Consider the following 17,063-nt stretch of genomic DNA (forward strand, 5'->3'; position numbering starts at 1 on the left):
GGACGGTCACAGCTGTTGGACGACGTCCCAGGTCAGGCCGTCGGCGATCGCCAGGAAGACCCGCTGCCGCAGGTGCCGGTCGTGGACCTCGACGGTGCCGCGCGGGCTCTCGTACGCGAGCCCCTCGGACACCGACATCATCGTCGGCACGTGCGTCGAGCCGGCGCGTCGCGTCAGCTCGGTGAGCAGCCGGACGCCCTCGTAGCAGGACTCGCCGAGGCTGTTGAGCACCGGCGCGTCGTCCCCGAACTCGCGGAAGTAGGTGGCGGCGAACTCGAGCCCGGAGCTCGTCGCGAGGTCCTCGAAGTAGCCCGCGGAGGTCATCAGACCGCGCGTGCACTCCGCCCCGGAGGCGAGCAGGACGTTCTCCTCGATCAGGGAGCTGAACCGCAGGATGTCGCGGTCGAGACCCGACGCGCTGAAGGCGCGGTTGAACGCGACGGCGTCGTCGCCGATGAGCAGCATCAGCACGGCCTCGCACCCGCTGGCCTCGACCCGGTGCACGACGCTCGAGAAGTCGGTCGTCCCGAGCGGCACGAACACCTCGTCGCAGACCGTCCCGCCGATCCGCCGCAGGTAGCGCGCCGCCGTGGTGGCCGTGCGGCGCGGCCAGACGTAGTCGTCCCCGACGATCGTCCAGCGCCGGACCCCGGCGGTGCCGGAGAACCAGTCGAGGGTCGGACCGAGCTGGAGGTCCGGCGTCTCGCCGGTGAGGAACACCCCGGGCCGGTTCTCGCCGCCCTCGTAGAGCGCCGTGTAGGCGTACGGGACGCGGCCGCCGATGCGGGGGGCGACCGCCTCGCGGACGGCCGAGATGTGCCACCCCGTGACGGCCTGGACGGCGCCGGCGCTCACCAGGGCGTCGACCTCGGTGGCGACCTCCGCCGGGCTGCGGCCCCCGTCGACCGGCACCAGGTTCAGCTCACGGCCGAGGACGCCGCCCTCGGCGTTGATCTCCTGCGCGGCGAGCGCGGCGCAGCTCTCGCACGACGGTCCGAAGATCCCGGCGGGCCCCTGCAGCGGGATCACGAGGGCCATGTCGAGGACGTCGCGACCGCGCGCGGCTCTACCGCGAGAAGCCGTCGGGTCGACCATTGCTCGACGCTAGCGAGCGGGCCGCCTTCCCGGGCTGCTCCGATCGTACGAGTTCTCCGTTCCCCGATCACCACCCCGTCGCCGCTACGATCGATCGGTGCCCAGCAGCGCGGAACGGCCCTCGCCGGACGGCGACGAGTCGCTCCGCCTCCTCGCGCTCGTCGAGCGGACCCTCACGGGACGGCTGGAGGAGGCCCTGCGCGGCTGCGACTCCAGCCTCGACCAGTGGCGGATCCTGCGCCTGCTCGCCGACCGCGGCGGCAGCCCGATGAACGTCGTGGCCGACCACGCGATGCTCCTCGCGCCCAAGCTCAGCAAGCTCGTGGACCGCATGGTCGCCGCGAACCTCATCCTGCGGCGGCAGGACCACGAGGACCGCCGCCGCGTGCTCATCGTCGTCTCGGAGCGCGGACGGCGGGCCCTGGCCGAGTGGGACGAGGCCACGGCCGAGGTCCGCGCCCAGTTCCGGGAGCTGCTCGGCGCCGACGCCGAGCAGTTCGGGATGTTGCTGCGACGCCTCCAGGACGGCCTCGACCCGGCCGCGCTCGAGCCGTCGACCAGCGTCCCGGGCTGACCATGATCGCTCCGACGGCGAGGTAAGGCTACCCTGATACGGAGTCGGACATACCGACCGCTCCGGGAGGGTGCTTCGTGACCAGTTCCGTGCGGCAGACCGTGCCGCCCGCCGCGCCGCCGGCCCGCATCGCGCTGGCGATCGTGCTCGCGGCCCTCGTCGCCGCGGTCGTCAACACGCTCATCGGGCTCCTCATCGGCGTCATCGAGGGCACGGGCTACAACCCCACGACCGCCATCGCCTACAGCGTGATCGGGGTCCTCGTCGGGGCCGCGGGCTGGGCGTTGGTCCGCCGCGTCGCGCCCCGGCCTGCCGCCGTGCTGCGCTGGCTGGTGCCCCTGGTCGTCGTGCTGAGCTTCATCCCGGACCTGCTGCTGCTCCAGTACGGGCTGTCCGCGCTCCTGGTCATCGGGCTCATGATCATGCACGTCGTGTGCGCGGCGGTGGCCGTCCCGGCGTTCCGGCGGGTCCTGCCGGTCTGACCGGGTCCCCGGTGGACCGGGGCGACGCGCCGTCGGCATAGTGGAGATCGCCAGCGTGCACGTCCCCCGCCCGGCCCGCCGGGGACGCACGCCGCAACGGGAGGAGCGAGCCGATGTCGGCCGCGGACGAATCGGGCTCCGACGGGGTGACCCCCGAGGGCGCCACCGGGGCCACCCCCGACGCCACCGCTGAGGCCACCGCTGAGGCCACCACTGGGGCCACCACCGGGGCCACCACCGGGGCCACCGCGCCGCCGACGCCCGCGCGCCGGCGCTGGGGCGGCCGGGAGTACAGCCCCGAGGAGATCGAGGCCGCCAAGCAGCAGTGGCGCGACATGCGCCCGTGGGACAGCCCGATGGCCCGCGCCGACAAGGTGCTGGTCGGCGCCACGGTCGCGGTCATCGTCTTCGGGCTCGCCTCGCTGCCGTTCCGGCCGTTCCTCCTCGCCTCGCACCCGGTCCTGCTCAGCCTCGCCACCGGCAGCCTCTCGGCGATCGGCGCGGGCGCGGCCTTCGCACGCGTCGGCGACACCGCGCTCTGGCTGGTGATCGGCGCCGGCGTCATCGGAATGATCAAGTTCGACTGGTTGTTCTGGTGGGCGGGCCGGCGCTGGGGCGCGAAGGGTGTCCGCTTCTTCGTGCCCAGCGAGCGGGCGCAGCGGTTCGTCGCGCGCGTCCGGTCCTGGCCCGCCTGGATCATGCCGCTGCTCGTGGTCGCGGCGGCCCTGCCGGGCGTCCCGTCCCTGCTCGTGCACCTGCTCGCCGGACTGGCCGGGATGCGACTGCTCACGTTCCTGCTGGCCAACGCCGTCGGCGCGGCCCTCGTCGCCGGCCTGGTCGCGGGGCTCGGGTACGGGCTGGGCCAGTACGCCGTCGACGTCGTGCTGGCCGTCGACCGCTACGCCCTCTGGATCACCATCGCGATCGCCGTGTTCGTGGCCTACCGTGCGGGAGCCGCCCAGAACCGGAAGGGCAAGGAGCAGCGCGAGGCGCGTCCGTCGTCCGGCGGATGATCGATTCCGCTCCGGCGCGTGTCCCACCGATCGCCGGGCGGTATGATAGAGATCGACCCCGACCAGTCGTGCTCTCGTCGTACGGCGCGGTCGGCGAGCGCGGTGGATGGCGTCACCCTCGACACCGGTGACGCGGACCCCGTGGTCCCGCGGCGACGCGGGCCCGCGGCCCAGTGGGAATCGTGGAGGAACCGTCCCGGTTCCCCTTGCGACACACCACCCGCAGCACGATGCCCGGCAGTCCCCTGCCGGGCGTTCCGGAGGAGGTACATGGCTCGACGAGGCCAACCCCAGTCCGGCGGGCGCAACGGCGCCCCCGGGCAGCGGCGGCGAGGACGCAGGCGCGAGGACGTCATGTCCGTGCTCGCCCACGCCGTCGAGGACGTCCGAGGCGCCCTGCGCGGCGGCCGGGTCACGACGTCCACCCGCACGAAGTTCCAGGCCGTCGCCCTGGTGCTGCGCGAGGAGCGCGCCCGCGTCCGCGCGGACGAAAGCATCGGCGACTCCCGGCGCACCGAGAAGCTCAAGCGTCTCGACGACATCGCGACCACCCTGGCGAAGACCGCCGTCCGCCACCCGGCGCTCCTGGCGCTGCTCTCCGAGGACGCCGTCGTCACCGACGACGCCCGGTCGCTCAAGCGCGACATGCTGCGCAAGGCCGGTATCGAGGCCGAGGCCGAGGAGGCCCCGGAGCCCGTCGAGGAGCCGACCGCCGCGCCCGCCAAGCCCGCCGTGGTGCCGCAGTCCGTGATCTCCCGGCAGATGGCGAACCCGTTCCTGGCCCCCGACTTCTCGGCCGCGCGACCGGCCGGCCCCCGCCCCACGCCCCTCAGCGGCTGGGAGCTGCTCGACCCGCTGCTGCGGTCCTTCGAGCGCGCCGGCGACGGCACCTCGGTCTGCATGCCCCTGCCCGAGCCCGGCTCCCGCAAGGCGCCCGGCGGCCGCGAGCTCATGCCGCACCAGGCCCGGCTGGTCGCCGCGGCCGCGGAGGGTCACCGCACCTTCCTGCTCGCCGACGAGCCCGGGCTGGGCAAGACGGCCGAGGCGCTGCTCGCCGCCGAGGCGGCGAAGGCCTATCCCCTGCTCGTCGTCGTGCCGAACGTGGTCAAGACGAACTGGGTGCGCGAGGCCGGCCTGTGGTCCCCCCGCCGCAAGGCCACCGTGATCCAGGGCAACGGCGACTCCGTCGACGGCTTCGCCGACATCGTGGTGGTCAACTACGAGGTGCTCGACCGGCACGTCGGCTGGCTGCGCGAGTTCGGGTTCCGCGGGATGGTCGTCGACGAGGCGCACTTCATCAAGAACAAGACCTCGCAGCGCTCGCAGCACGTGCTCGGGCTCTCCGAGCGCATCCGCGCCTTCACCGCGCGCCCGCTGCTGATGGCGCTCACCGGGACGCCGCTGATCAACGACATCGAGGACTTCCTCGCCATCTGGGAGTTCCTCGGCTGGATCGACGAGAAGAAGCCGCTCGCCGACCTGATGGACGCCCTGACCGCCACCGGTCTGACGCCCGCGGATCCCGGGTTCTCCGCCTCGGCGCGCGAGAGCGTCGTGGACCTCGGCATCGTCCGTCGCCGCAAGGTCGACGTCGCGGCCGACATCCCGCCGCGCCGCATCGCCGACCTGCCCGTCGAGCTGGACGGGCCGACCGGCCGGTCCATTCGCGCCGCCGAGCGCGACCTCGCCGCCCGCATGGTGAAGCGCTACACCGACGCCCTCGCGGCCCGTGGTGCCGCGAGCACCGACGAGATCGACCACGACCTCGTGCGCCGCGTCGCCACGTGGGAGCAGAAGGACGCGGCCGGCTCGTCGTCCGGCGACAACGTGTTCAGCATGATGCGGCGCATCGGGCAGGCGAAGGCCGCCCTCGCCGCCGACTACGCCGCCCAGCTCGCGCGCAGCGCCGGCAAGGTGGTGTTCTTCGCCAAGCACGTCGACGTCATGGACGCCGCCGAGGAGACGTTCGCCAAGCAGGGCGTCCGGTACTCGTCGATCCGGGGCGACCAGACCCCGAGCGTGCGGCAGCGCAACATCGACGCCTTCGTCGAGGACCCCGACGTCTCCGTCGTGGTCTGCTCGCTGACCGCGGCCGGCGTCGGCATCAACCTCCAGGTCGCCTCGAACGTCGTGCTGGCGGAGCTGCCGTGGACCGCCGCGGAGCAGACCCAGGCGATCGACCGGAGCCACCGCATCGGTCAGTCGCAGCCGGTCACCGCCTGGCGCATCCTCGCCGCACAGACGATCGACGCCCGGATCGCGGCGCTCATCGACGACAAGGCCGGCCTCGCGGCCGTGGCCCTCGACGGCAGCGACGAGGAGGTCGGATCGTCGACCGACGCGCAGCACGCCGCGCTCGTGGCGATGCTGACGGAGGCGCTGTCGGTCCCCGCCTAAGGTGGTCGCCGTGCCGATGACCGCGAAGTACGCGACCACCTGCGGCGTCTGCGGCTCGCCCGTGAGCCCCGGCGAGGAGATCGCACGCTCGGGCGAGCGCTGGGCGCACGCGGCGTGCGCGGAAGCCACGCCGGCGAAGGCCGGTGCGTCGAAGGCTGCGTCGAAGGCAGGGACGGCCAAGGCCAAGAAGCCCGCGCGCCCGGACATGCCGGCCGCCGAGGGCGCGCTCGAGGTGTGGACCGACGGGGCGTGCTCCGGCAACCCCGGCCCCGGCGGCTGGGCGTGGGCCACCCGTGACGGCCGTCAGGACAGCGGCGGCGAGCCCGCGACCACCAACCAGCGCATGGAGATCCGCGCCGCCCTCGAGGCCGTGCGTGCCCTGGACGGCCCGCTCGTCGTCGTCAGCGACTCCACCTACGTCGTGAACTGCTTCCGCGACGGCTGGTGGAAGGGCTGGCTGGCGCGGGGCTGGGTCACCAGTGCGAAGAAGCCGGTGGTGAGCCGGGACCTCTGGGAGCCCCTGATCACGCTGGTGAACGACCGGGGCGACGTGTCCTTCCGCTGGACCAAGGGCCACTCGGGCGACGAGATGAACGACCTCGTCGACGAGCTCGCCGTCGAGCAGTCGAAGGCCGTGTCCGCCTCGTAGTCGCTGAGCGATCGGCGAGACCAGGGGGCGCGGAAGTGTCACCCTGAGGGCGTGCACCCGACGGACTCCGACGCGGCCCGCATCCCGGCGGGCAACGTCCGCGTGCCGCGGGACGAGTTCGTGACCCACTGGCGGGAGGCGCTGCGCCGGGTCGAGCTCGGTGATCACGAGGTGGTCGACGGCTACCTCGAGGCGGTGGTCCACACCTGTCGGTGGATGGCGGCGTTGCCGATGCGGACCGCGCTCTGCGGAGGTCAGGCCCGATCACCGGTGATGTTGCGCGGCTGGCCGGCCCGCGCGGACCTGATCGAGGCCGAATGGCAGGCCGCGCAGCGGGCGGAGGAGTTCCTGCCGGAACTCGCCGCCCGCCCCGGCTGGTGCGACGGTGTCCGGGCCACGCTGCGGTGGGCGTGGCGCCGCGAGGGTCCTCCCCCGCTCCCGGCCGCGTCGCCGGTGGCCGGTGCCACCGTCGCTCGGTGACGACCTGGCGGGATGCCGGACAGGCAGCGCCGGTCGAGCGCGCGTAGGCCGGACTAGGTCCGCAGTGCGGCCGGAGCCGACTCCTGCGGCTGCCCCCCGTCCCGGTAGCCGAGTCGACCCCGCGTGGCCGCGACGACCACCACGGCCACGACGGCGAACCCGACCAGCACCGGCAGCAGGCCGTACTCCGTCAGCAACGGGGCGGGGAAGGCCGGCGCCACGATCTTGTTCGCGAAGGTGTTGAAGGACGCGTGCATGAGCATCGTCATCAGCAGGCTCCCCCCGACGTTGTTGAACACCCACGTCATGACGAGGGTCAGCAGGGTGGTCATCGCGAGGAACATGACCATGTTCGCGACGGTGGGAGGTGTCCACACCCCGCTCCAGAACAGCGGGAGGTGCCACGAGGCCCACAACACGCCCAGGACGATGCTGCCGGCCAGGGGCCCGTACGCCGCCTGCAGGCGCGGCAGCGCGAAACCGCGCCAGCCGGGCTCCTCGCCCAACGGCCCACCGAGCACGAACGTGGCGACGAAGGCCACCGGGTAGCCGACGATCATCCCGAGCGTCACCGGCTGGTACGACGCCAGGACCCCGGGCAGGACGATCGCGCCGAGGACCACGCTCGCGGGGATGACGAGCAGGACGAACAGGTACCACCGGAGCTTCACGCGCCACTGCACGTACCGGCGCAGCAGGCGCTTCGGACCCTCCTTGCCCTCGGTCACCCGGACCATGACGAACGCCGACAGCGTCGGGCCCGTGAACGTCGCCGCCGCGATCATGAGGATCACCACGGCGGGAGGGAGGGTGTACGGCAGGAGCCCGGTGCCGGTGCGGGAGAGCACGACCGGCAGCTCCACCACCCACGCGCCCGCGTACGCGAGGACGAAGAAGGACACCAGCGGGTGCCGTGTCATCACGCCGGGCCGCGCGCCGTCCCGCTGCGCGCCGGCTTCGGAGATCGTCATGTCGGGTGGTCTCCCCTGCGGAGTCCCGGGTCGTCACCCTGACGGCGCACTCTCGGGAGCAGGAGCGTAGGCATTCGGGCGCCGACCCGACGCTCCTGATCACCCGATCGTGTGGCGCGTATCCGGCGGGGTCAGCCGACGACGAGAGGCCGGACACGGTCGGCCACGAGGTCGAGCTGCTGGAGCGGATCGCGCAGGGGCCAGAGCAGCACGGTGTCGACACCGGCCGCCGCGTAGTCGGACAGCACGCGCGCGCAGTGCTCGGGTGACCCGATCGGCAGGTGCGCCGCCAGGCTCTCGGGCTCGCGTCCGAGCAACGGAGCGAGGAGCTCCTCGACCAGCCGGCGGGCAGCCACGCGATCGTCGGTGACGTGGAGCCATGTCGTCGCGAGGGCGTTGCCGAAGACGGCGGGGTCACGGCCCGCCGCGCGCAGATGCCTCTCGAGCTCGGCACGCGCCACCCGGAACCGCGCGGGGTCGCTGTTGTAGGCCGAGGCCAGCCAGCCGTCGGCGTCACGGGCCACGGCCCGCAGCCGTGCCGGGGAGCCCCAGCTCGCCGACCACACCGGCACCGTGCTTCCCTTGCGGGTCAGTCGAACGCCTCCCACCTGATAGAAGCGACCGTCCGGGGCCGCCTCGCCGGCGAGCAACGTCCGGACCAGTCGTACGGCCTCGTCGAAGCGCGCCCACCGATCCTCGAACGGCATCCCGACCACACGGTGGTCCGTCCGCGACGAGCCCGGACCCAACCCCGCCACCACCGGTCCCTCGGCCAGGGCCGCCAAGGAGGCGAGTCCCTGGGCGAGCACGACCGGGTGGCGGATCACGGGAAGGGCGACGCTGGTCATGAGACGCAGCCGGCCGGTGCTGCCGCACACCGCGGCCAGTGCGGTCGGGCCGTCGAGCCACGGGGTGCGCCACACGAGGTGGTCGTTGGCGGCGACCGTGGTGAAGCCCAGCTCCGCGGCGAGCGCTGCGTAGCGCCGGAGGTCGCGACCGGACGGCAGCCCCTGACCCAGGTCCGCGAGTGGCAGGTGGACACCGAGCTCCATCGGCCCACCTCCCGCGACTCGGGACCTGTCGTTCGATGGTCCCTCGGTCGACGGAGAGCCGACAGAGCAGGTCGTCGGTCGTGTCGGGAGCTCCCGACAACGAGCCGGAGGGTGCGACTACTGGAACAGCCCCTCGCGCAGGGCCTTGGCGAGCGCGGAGGTCCGGTCGTTGACCTCGAGCTTGCGGTAGATCGCCCGGACGTGGGTCCGCACGGTCTCCTCGCCGACGATCAGGCGTCCCGCGATCGCGTGGTTGTTCATCCCGATCACGATCAGCGCGAGCACCTCGCTCTCGCGCAGTGTCAGCCCGAAACGTCCGCCGGGCCAGTACTCCCCCGATTCGATGCGGGTCACCGTCGACGCCTCATGCCCGGCCGTGGTCGAGACGACGAGCTCGCCCGCGTGGACCCGGTGGATCGCCGCCACGAGCTCCTCGCCGGAGATGTGCTTGAGGAGGTAGCCCCGCGCCCCGGCGTGCAGCGCCTGTGACAGGTACTGCTCGTCGTCGTAGACGGTGAGCATGATGACGCGCGAGTCGGCGCACCAGGTGAGGAGGTCGTGGCAGAGGTCCAGCCCGCTCGTGCTCCCCAGACGCACTTCGGTGAGTACCACGTCCGGAGCGAGGCTCTCCGCGATCCGTAGGGCCTCGGGGGCGTCCTCGGCCTCCCCGACCACCCGGATCCCCGGGTACTCCGCCAGCATCTCCTTCAGGCCGACACGCACCATCTCGTGGTTCTCGACGAGGACCACCCGCACCGTTCCCGACACTGGCCCAGACCTCCGTGCGTTCCGTCGCCTTCTCCGCCGAAGGCTCGCGGAATGCTCCCGTTCTCGCTCGACGACATCGTCATCGCAGAGCTGGAACCCGGCGCCCTGCCGATCACGAGGACCGGCAGGGCGCCGGAAGGCTACTGCTCGATCACCCGGCGCGGGGGTGGGTACGTCCTACGTCGCCGCCGGGAGGCCGGCCGCGTCCCGGAGCGCCTTCGCGGCGGCCGCGGGGTCGTCGGAGTTGTAGATCGACCCGCCGGCCACCGCCACGTCCGCGCCGGCTTCCTTGACCGAGGCGATGGTGTCGACGGAGACGCCGCCGGCGATGGAGAACGGGACGCCGGCCGCGCGGCCGTCGGCGAGCAGGGTCTCGATCGAGTATCCGGGCCGAGCCTGCTCGTCGAGCCCCGCGTGGATCTCGACGAAGTCCACGCCCAGCTTGGAGACCTCCTGGATTCGCTGGACCCGGTTGTTCACCACGCCGATCATGTCGGCGACGACCTTCTTGCCGGCGTTGTGGCCGGCATCCACGGCACCCTTGATGGTGTCGTCGTCGAGCGCGCCCATGACCGTCACGAGGTCCGCGCCCTGCGCGAAGGCGAGGTCGGCCTCCAGCTCGCCGGCGTCGGCGGTCTTCAGGTCCGCGAACACGAGCTTGTCCGGGTGCGCGGCCTTGATCGCGGCGACCGCAGCGAGGCCGGCGTTCTTGATCAACGGCGTTCCCAGCTCGAGGATGTCGACGTAGTCGGCGACCTGGCGCGCCAGCGTCAGTGCGTCGGCGAGGCTCGGGACATCCATGGCTACCTGCAGCTTCACTGGCATCTCCTGATCTGTCTTCGACGTGTTCCTCGTTCGAGGCGTCTCAGCGGTCAGCCCATTCCTGATTGTTCGACAGGTTGGGCCTGGAATTCTCGCCCGAGAACGGGCTGCTCTCCGCCGACCGATTGCCATCGCCGGCGGGGCGCGGAGCTCTCGAAATGCAGCGCCACTGCGACAGCAGCGCACGCTCCGACATCACCGATGATAGTCGACGAGGCCGTACACCACCAGTCGCGCGAGCGAATCGGCAGCGGAATTCCCGGCCGTACCGGACGTATTCGTGCCCGTCACCGGGCGCGTGCCGACACCACGCACGGATCCTCTCCTCTCTGCCATTTCCGGGGGTTGGTGAACTGATGGCACGACGGCCGTCACCGGGCCCGCGACAACGAACGGCGCGCGGCCTCGACGACGGCGTCGACCGTCAGCCCGAATTGCTGGTACAGGGTCTGGTAATCGGCGCTGGCCCCGAAGTGCTCGAGGGAGACGATCTCGCCCCGGTCACCGACGAAGCGGTGCCACGGCATGCCGATCGCGGCCTCCACCGCCACGCGGGCGGTCGTCTCCGGGGGCAGGACGCGGTGTCGGTAGGACTCCTCCTGCGCGTCGAACCACTCGACGCAGGGCATGGACACGACCCGGGTCGGCACGCCCTCGGCCTGGAGCATCTCGCGCGCGGAGAGGGCCAGCGAGACCTCGGACCCGGTGGCGATCAGCAGGAGCTCCGGGGCGCGGTCGCCGGCCTCGGCGAGCGTGTACCCGCCGCGCAGGACGCCGTCCGTCGTGACGCCCTCGAGGATCGGGACGTTCTGGCGGGTGAGGGCGAGCCCGGCGGGCCCGGTCGGGTCCGCGAGGATGCCGCGGAAGGCCGCGGCGGTCTCGCGGGCGTCGGCCGGGCGGACCACGGCGAGTCCGGGGATCGCGCGCAGGGCCGCGAGGTGCTCGACCGGCTGGTGGGTCGGCCCGTCCTCGCCGAGGCCGATCGAGTCGTGGGTCCAGATGTAGATGGTCGGCAGCTTCATCAGGGCGGCCAGGCGCACCGCCGGACGCATGTAGTCGCTGAAGATCATGAAGGTGCCGCCGTAGGCACGCGTGCCGCCGTGCAGCGCGATGCCGTTGAGGATGGCGCCCATGGCGTGCTCTCGGACGCCGAAGTGGAGGGTGCGACCGTACGGCGACGCCTGCCCCCACATCTCCGTGTCGATCGTGCTCGGGCCGAACGAGTCGGCGCCCTTGATCGTCGTGTTGTTGCTCTCGGCGAGATCGGCCGATCCGCCCCACAGCTCGGGCAGCACGTCACCGATCGACTCGAGGACCTTCGCGAGAGCCTTCCGGGTGGCGAGGGGGTCATCCCCGGCGCTCCAGTCCGGGAAATGGTCGGTCCAGCCGGCGGGGAGCTCACGGCGGGCCATCCGCTCGTACAGCGCGTGGCGTTCCGGGTTCTCCCGCGCCCACGCGTCGAACGACTCGCCCCAGGCGCGCCGGGTCTCCCGGGCTCGCCCGGCGAGGGCGCGAGTGTGCGCGAGCACCTCGTCGTCGACGGCGAAGCTGGCCTCCGGGTCGAACCCCAGAATCTCCTTGACCCGTGTGACCTCGTCGTCGCCGAGAGCCGCGCCGTGGGCGGCGCCGGTGTTCATCTTCTCGGGGGCCGGGTAGCCGATCACCGTCCGCAGCGCGATGAAGGACGGCCGGTCGGTCTCGGCGGCCGCGCGCTCCAGGGCGTCACAGATGCCGGCGACGTTCTCGCCCCCGCTCACGGTCTGGACGTGCCACCCGTAGGCCTCGTAGCGCTGCGCCACGTCCTCGGACAGGGCGATCGAGGTGTCGTCCTCGATCGAGATGTGGTTGTCGTCGTAGATCACGACGAGGTTCCCGAGCTGCTGGCGGCCGGCGATCGACGACGCCTCGGCGGTGACGCCCTCCTCGATGTCGCCGTCGGAGGCGATGACGTAGACGAAGTGGTCGAAGGGGCTGGCGCCGGGCGCGGCGTCGGGGTCGAAGAGACCCCGCTCGCGGCGCGCGGACATGGCCATGCCCACCGCCGCGCCCAGGCCCTGGCCGAGCGGACCGGTCGTGATCTCGACACCCGGCGTGTGGCCGTACTCGGGATGACCCGGCGTCTGCGACCCCCAGGTGCGGAGCTGTTCGAGGTCTTCGAGCTGCATCCCGTACCCCGCCAGGAACAACTGCACGTACAGGGTGAGGCTCGAGTGGCCGCAGGAGAGGACGAACCGGTCGCGACCTGCCCATCCCGGGTCGGTCGGGTCGTGGCGCATGACGCGCTGGAACAGTGCGTAGGCCAGTGGCGCCAGCGACATCGCGGTCCCCGGGTGACCGCTCCCGCAGCGCTGGACGGCGTCCGCGGCGAGGATCCGGGCGGTGTTGACGGCCCGTGTGTCGAGGTCCGACCAGTCGTCGGGAACCGTGACCGCGAGCAGGGAGGCGACCTCGTCGAAGATGTCGTGCCCCGGCCGGACGGAGGTGGCTTCGATGCTGTTCACGGGGCATTCACTCCTGAGGTCTCGGTGAGCGTTGCTGTCGTGGACCCGGGCTCACATTGCCGCGCGAGCGTCTCGGGCTGATTGGTCGCTTCGAGCACGGACATCCAGAGATCCCCGTCGGGGTCCACCCGGTTGCGGTGGCTCGTGATGAGCGGCATCGGGACGTGCACGAAGCGCCGCCGCCAACGAACGACGACGGTCTCGGTCCGGCCGGCCATGGCCGCGTGGACGGCGGCGTGGGCCAGCCGGAGGCAGTAGACGCTGTCGTAGGCGTTCGCGGTGACGCTCCGGATGGAATAGCTCGGGTCGACGTAGCGCAGCGCCGGCTTCAGGCCGATCTGGGTGAGGTGGCTCGAGACGCGGTCGCTGAGGAACTGGCCGATGTCGCCGAGGCGCAGGTTTCCCGAGGCGTCGGTGGCACCGTTCCCGTCGGCATCTCCGGCCGCCGGGAGCAGCTCCTGCCCGGCACCTTCGGCCACGACGATGACGACGTGTCCACGGGTGAGCAGGTGGTGCTCGACCTTGGCCAGCAGGCCGTCGGGCCCCTCGAGCTCGAACGGGACCTCGGGGATGAGCACCATGTCGGCGCCGTGGTTCGCCAGCGCCGCGTAGCAGGCGATGAAGCCGGAGTGCCGACCCATGAGCTTCACGATCCCCACGCCGTTCTCGTGGGCCGCGGCCTCCGTGGTGACCGCTTCGATGAAGTCGGTCGCCCGTTCGAACGCGCTCTGGAAGCCGAACGACTGGTCGGTGTAGGGCAGGTCGTTGTCGATCGTCTTGGGGATCGCGACGACCGCGATGTCGAGTCCGCGCTGCGTGATCGCCGACACCAGCCGCATCGCCGCCCGGATGCTCCCGTCGCCGCCGATGACGAAGAGGATGTCGATCTTGCGCGCGATGAGGGTGTCGACCATCTCGTCGGCGTCCTGGTCGCCACGAGAACTGCCGAGGATCGTCCCGCCGGAGCGGGTGATGTCCTGGAAGTTGCTCTGGGTCAGATCCATCGTGTCGTCGCGGTACTTGGCGGTCAGTCCCTTGAGCCCGTTGCGGAAGCCGAGAATTCGACGCACGCGGTAATGCACGGTGAGCTCCTGGACGACGCCCCTGATGACGTTGTTGATGCCGGGGCAGAGCCCGCCGCAGGAGACGATGCCGACCGTCGTCCGGGCCGGGTCGAAGTAAATCTTCTTGCGAGGCCCGGCGCACTCGAAGGACGGGAGCGCCGCGGCGTTGTTCGCGGTGATGATCGAGGTCGTGTCGTCGAGCATCACCCGGTCGTCCTCGTGGACGAAATGCGGGGTGGTCTGCTTGTCGGCGAGCCACGCGGAGAACGGCGACGTGTGCCGGCATTCGCCGAGCGTGCGGATGTGGAGATCCTCCAGTTGCACTGTCACGGATTCTCCCTCGGCAGTGGGTGGTCGGTGGTCGCGAGGGGCTCGGCCGGGAACCTCGGAGTCACCGCGTCGGGATCGGCTCGAAGGTGGTGTGCCGGATGAACCGCACCTGTCCGTCGGTGATCAGCAGAGACTCGACGAGAGTGGTCCCGTCGACGTGGCGCGGCGCGGCGAGCAGTGGCCCCCCGCTGATGCCGGAGGCGGCGAACAGCGCGCCTCCGCCGACGAGCTCGTCGCGCTCGTAGATGCGATCGACACTCATGCCGGCGCCACGGATCGCGTCGGCCTCCTCGGAGGTCTTGGGCGCGAGGCGCCCGAGCATGCCGCCGCCGAGGGCCCGGACCGCGGCGGCGGTCATCACTCCTTCGGGCGTGCCGCCGACACCGAGCAGGAGATCGACGTCGCAGGTCGGCAGGAGGACCTCGAGCGCTCCCCCGACGTCGCCCCCCGCCGGGGTGTGAACCGCAGCTCCTGTCGCCAGCACCCGCGCGATCAGCCCGTCCTCCCCCTGGTGGCGAGGCTTGTCCATGATCACCACACGGAGCTCGTCGACCGTCTTCGAGAGGGCCTCGGCGACCTTGTGCACGGTGTGCTCAGGGGAGTCGTCGAGGTCGATGACATGACGGGCCGCCGGCGGGACCACGATCTTGTCCATGTAGAAGCCCGGTCCCGGGGACCAGAAGGATCCCGAGTCGCCGAAGGCGATCGTGGACAGCGCTCCGGGAAGCCCCTTCGCGCAGAAGGACGTGCCCTCCAAGGGGTCGACGGCGATGTCGAAGTCGGGCCCGTCTCCGTCGTCCCCGACGACCTCGCCGTTGAACAGCATCGGCGCGTTGTCCTTCTCCCCCTCCCCGATGACCACCGTTCCGCGTCCGGGGACGTTCGCCAGAGCGCCACGCATGGCCTCGGTCGCGGCGCCGTCGGCGGCATCCGCGTCGTGCCGACCGACCCAGGGAGAACAGGCCAGCGCCGCGCGGTGCGTCGCCGCGACCGCCGACGACTCCAAGGCTCCGAGGTCGAGGCGCACCGGCAGGACCGTGTCGCTCTGGGATGGCATATCGGGTCTCCACATCTCCTGGCTCGCTCTGCGAGAGCGACCGCGTCGTGCATGGCGTCGACGGACAGTGCCGGCGGCTAGACGTTCGGGGCGCGGTCGGCGAGCCGAGCGCGGCGAGCCCGCCACGGCCCGGGTCCGGGGCCGGGGCCGCAGGGAATCCCGTGGGGTCGTCCCTGCCGGACCGACGTGACGTCGCCGAACAGGGAGGCCGTGTCGACGGCGAGACGGAACGCGCCGGCCGCGGCGCGCGGGTCCGGAGCGCCACGGATCGCGTCACCGACCACCGCGACCACCGCACCCGACGCCCGGACATCGAGGATGCTGTCGAGGTCCACGCCGCCGGCGACCGAGAAGGGCGCCTCCGACTGCCGGCCCGCCTCGATCACGGCCCGGACCGAGTACCGGCACAGGGCCTGCTCGGCGGTGCCGGCGTGGAGCTCACAGAACTCCACGCCCAGGCCGGCGAGCTCGCGGGCCCGCAGGACGCAGCCACGGACATCCGTCATGTCGGCGACCACGCCCTTGCCGCGGCGTCGAGCCGCGGCGACCGCTCCCCGGACCGTGTCGTCGTCGGCCCCGCCCATCACCGACACGAGGTCGGCCCCGGCACCGAAGGCCAGGTCGGCCTCGAGCTCCCCGGCGTCCACGGTCTTCATGTCGGCAAAGATCGTCTTGTCGGGGTACGACGCCGTGATCGCGCGGATCGCCGTCACGCCCTCGTTCTTGATCAGAGGGCTTCCGATCTCGAGGATGTCGACGTGCTCGGCCACCTGGCGGCAGAGGACCAGCGCCTCGTCGAGCGTTGACACATCCATGGCGAACTGCAATTGCATGACCGCATCCTTTGCACGGGATCGACGGCATCGGCGGCATCGACGGCAGGCGCGGGAGCTACTCGAGGTTCGCGTGGAGGCGCCACAGCTCCTGGGCCTGGGTCCCGCTGGTCTGCCAGAGGACGTGGAAGAGCGCGTCCGTGAGGATCAGGAGGGACTGCTCGAACAGGCTCCCGGCGTACTGGGCGGACGTCGTGCCCTCGAAGTCCTGCTTGTCGGCGGCAGGCACCAGCAACGTCTCGGTCGCCAGCCCGGCGAGATCGGAGTCGGGGTTGGTGGTGATCGCCAGGACATGGGCGCCCTGCTCGGACGCCGTCCGCGCCGCCGTCACGACCCGCTTGGTGGAGCCGGAGCCGGAGGCCGCGACCAGCACGTCGCCGGCGCCGATCGCCGGGGCGGTCGTCTCCCCGACGACGTGGGTGGCCTTGCCGAGATGCATGAAACGCATGGCTGCCATCTGCAACGCCAGCCCGCTGCGTCCCGTGCCGATGGTGAACACCGCGGGAGCATCGACCAGCAACGCTCCTGCCCGCTCCCAGCTGGCGGCGTCGACGCCCTGGAGGACCTTGGCGTGCTCGCCGATGATCAGGTCGGCGGCGTCGCCGAACTGCGCGGCGTTCTCGCCGTGGGTGTCCGAAGTCGATGCGGACAATTGACACAACCCCTTTCCACACTGAATGGGCCGACTCACTGGGCCGGAATGCCCGTGCTCGCCTGCACCGGGTCGCCCCGGACTCGATGCACCGTCGAACACCTCGCGCCACCGGGTCCTCGAGCCCGCGGTGGCGAGGAGCCGGGTCGCGACGTGGCGACCCCCTCGCGTCGATGCCCGACCGGCCCCGAGCAGGCGCCCCTGCCTGCCCGTGGCCACGGGCCCTGCTGCGGTGAGCACGGCATGCGCACCGGTCGATGACCGGGGCTCAGGCCCTCACCGCGGGGGACGTGGGGTCCCCCTCGAGGCGTCCGGTGCCCGCG

General features: G+C 71.9%; 16 protein-coding genes. 6 read left to right on the top strand and 10 right to left on the bottom strand.

Features of this window, described 5'->3' with window-relative positions; genetic code table 11:
* Positions 1-6 precede the first annotated feature (6 nt).
* Positions 7-1,095 (bottom strand): substrate-binding domain-containing protein, encoded by a 1,089-nt coding sequence (locus tag ACQPYN_RS20530; RefSeq protein ID WP_433026853.1) that lies wholly within the window; start codon positions 1,093-1,095, stop codon positions 7-9.
* A 97-nt stretch (positions 1,096-1,192) separates the two neighbouring features.
* Here ACQPYN_RS20530 and ACQPYN_RS20535 point away from each other — a divergent pair, with 97 nt between their 5' ends.
* The 6 genes from ACQPYN_RS20535 (at position 1,193) to ACQPYN_RS20560 (ending at position 6,690) form a co-directional block, all read left to right on the top strand.
* Entirely contained in the window at positions 1,193-1,669 is a 477-nt protein-coding gene (locus ACQPYN_RS20535; RefSeq protein ID WP_433026856.1) for a MarR family winged helix-turn-helix transcriptional regulator, read from the top strand.
* A gap of 77 nt (positions 1,670-1,746) precedes the next feature.
* Positions 1,747-2,151: a DUF6069 family protein gene (locus tag ACQPYN_RS20540; protein WP_433026859.1), complete on the top strand. Its 405-nt coding sequence runs from the start codon at positions 1,747-1,749 to the stop codon at positions 2,149-2,151.
* 113 nt (positions 2,152-2,264) lie between these two features.
* Positions 2,265-3,164, top strand: a complete 900-nt coding sequence (locus ACQPYN_RS20545) for a DedA family protein (RefSeq protein ID WP_433026862.1) — start codon at positions 2,265-2,267, stop codon at positions 3,162-3,164.
* A gap of 354 nt (positions 3,165-3,518) precedes the next feature.
* Complete coding sequence (locus tag ACQPYN_RS20550; protein ID WP_433026865.1) at positions 3,519-5,561, top strand: DEAD/DEAH box helicase; 2,043 nt, start codon at positions 3,519-3,521, stop codon at positions 5,559-5,561.
* 16 nt (positions 5,562-5,577) lie between these two features.
* Positions 5,578-6,210: a ribonuclease H family protein gene (locus tag ACQPYN_RS20555; protein ID WP_433038969.1), complete on the top strand. Its 633-nt coding sequence runs from the start codon at positions 5,578-5,580 to the stop codon at positions 6,208-6,210.
* 51 nt (positions 6,211-6,261) lie between these two features.
* Positions 6,262-6,690, top strand: coding sequence for a hypothetical protein (locus ACQPYN_RS20560; protein WP_433026868.1), 429 nt, complete (start codon positions 6,262-6,264; stop codon positions 6,688-6,690).
* 53 nt (positions 6,691-6,743) lie between these two features.
* Here ACQPYN_RS20560 and ACQPYN_RS20565 read toward each other — a convergent pair whose 3' ends face one another.
* The 9 genes from ACQPYN_RS20565 to hxlB form a co-directional block, all read right to left on the bottom strand.
* The gene (locus ACQPYN_RS20565) at positions 6,744-7,661 is read right to left on the bottom strand and encodes a CPBP family intramembrane glutamic endopeptidase (protein ID WP_433026871.1); all 918 of its coding nucleotides are present in this window, start codon (positions 7,659-7,661) and stop codon (positions 6,744-6,746) included.
* Positions 7,662-7,792: 131 nt separating this feature from the next.
* Positions 7,793-8,713, bottom strand: a complete 921-nt coding sequence (locus ACQPYN_RS20570) for an LLM class flavin-dependent oxidoreductase (RefSeq protein ID WP_433026874.1) — start codon at positions 8,711-8,713, stop codon at positions 7,793-7,795.
* A 117-nt stretch (positions 8,714-8,830) separates the two neighbouring features.
* Positions 8,831-9,481 carry a response regulator gene (locus tag ACQPYN_RS20575; RefSeq protein ID WP_433026877.1) on the bottom strand — a complete coding sequence of 217 codons (651 nt, stop codon included), beginning with the start codon at positions 9,479-9,481 and terminating at the stop codon, positions 8,831-8,833.
* 177 nt (positions 9,482-9,658) lie between these two features.
* Complete coding sequence (gene hxlA / locus ACQPYN_RS20580) at positions 9,659-10,300, bottom strand: 3-hexulose-6-phosphate synthase (RefSeq protein ID WP_328306260.1); 642 nt, start codon at positions 10,298-10,300, stop codon at positions 9,659-9,661.
* Between the two features lie 374 nt (positions 10,301-10,674).
* Positions 10,675-12,762 carry a transketolase gene (gene tkt / locus ACQPYN_RS20585; RefSeq protein ID WP_433038971.1) on the bottom strand — a complete coding sequence of 696 codons (2,088 nt, stop codon included), beginning with the start codon at positions 12,760-12,762 and terminating at the stop codon, positions 10,675-10,677.
* Positions 12,763-12,800: 38 nt separating this feature from the next.
* Positions 12,801-14,198, bottom strand: a complete 1,398-nt coding sequence (locus ACQPYN_RS20590) for an ATP-dependent 6-phosphofructokinase (protein ID WP_433026881.1) — start codon at positions 14,196-14,198, stop codon at positions 12,801-12,803.
* 61 nt (positions 14,199-14,259) lie between these two features.
* On the bottom strand, positions 14,260-15,255 hold the full coding sequence (locus tag ACQPYN_RS20595; RefSeq protein WP_433026884.1) for a fructose-bisphosphatase class II family protein: 996 nt from the start codon (positions 15,253-15,255) through the stop codon (positions 14,260-14,262).
* A 77-nt stretch (positions 15,256-15,332) separates the two neighbouring features.
* Positions 15,333-16,088: a 3-hexulose-6-phosphate synthase gene (gene hxlA / locus ACQPYN_RS20600; RefSeq protein WP_328306257.1), complete on the bottom strand. Its 756-nt coding sequence runs from the start codon at positions 16,086-16,088 to the stop codon at positions 15,333-15,335.
* A gap of 58 nt (positions 16,089-16,146) precedes the next feature.
* A complete protein-coding gene (gene hxlB, locus ACQPYN_RS20605; RefSeq protein WP_433026887.1) occupies positions 16,147-16,740 on the bottom strand; it encodes a 6-phospho-3-hexuloisomerase in 594 nt (197 codons plus the stop codon).
* Positions 16,741-17,063 lie beyond the last annotated feature (323 nt).

It is taken from the genome of Actinomycetospora sp. CA-053990 (assembly GCF_050948445.1).
In the GTDB taxonomy this organism is placed as follows: Bacteria; Actinomycetota; Actinomycetes; order Mycobacteriales; family Pseudonocardiaceae; genus Actinomycetospora; species Actinomycetospora callitridis.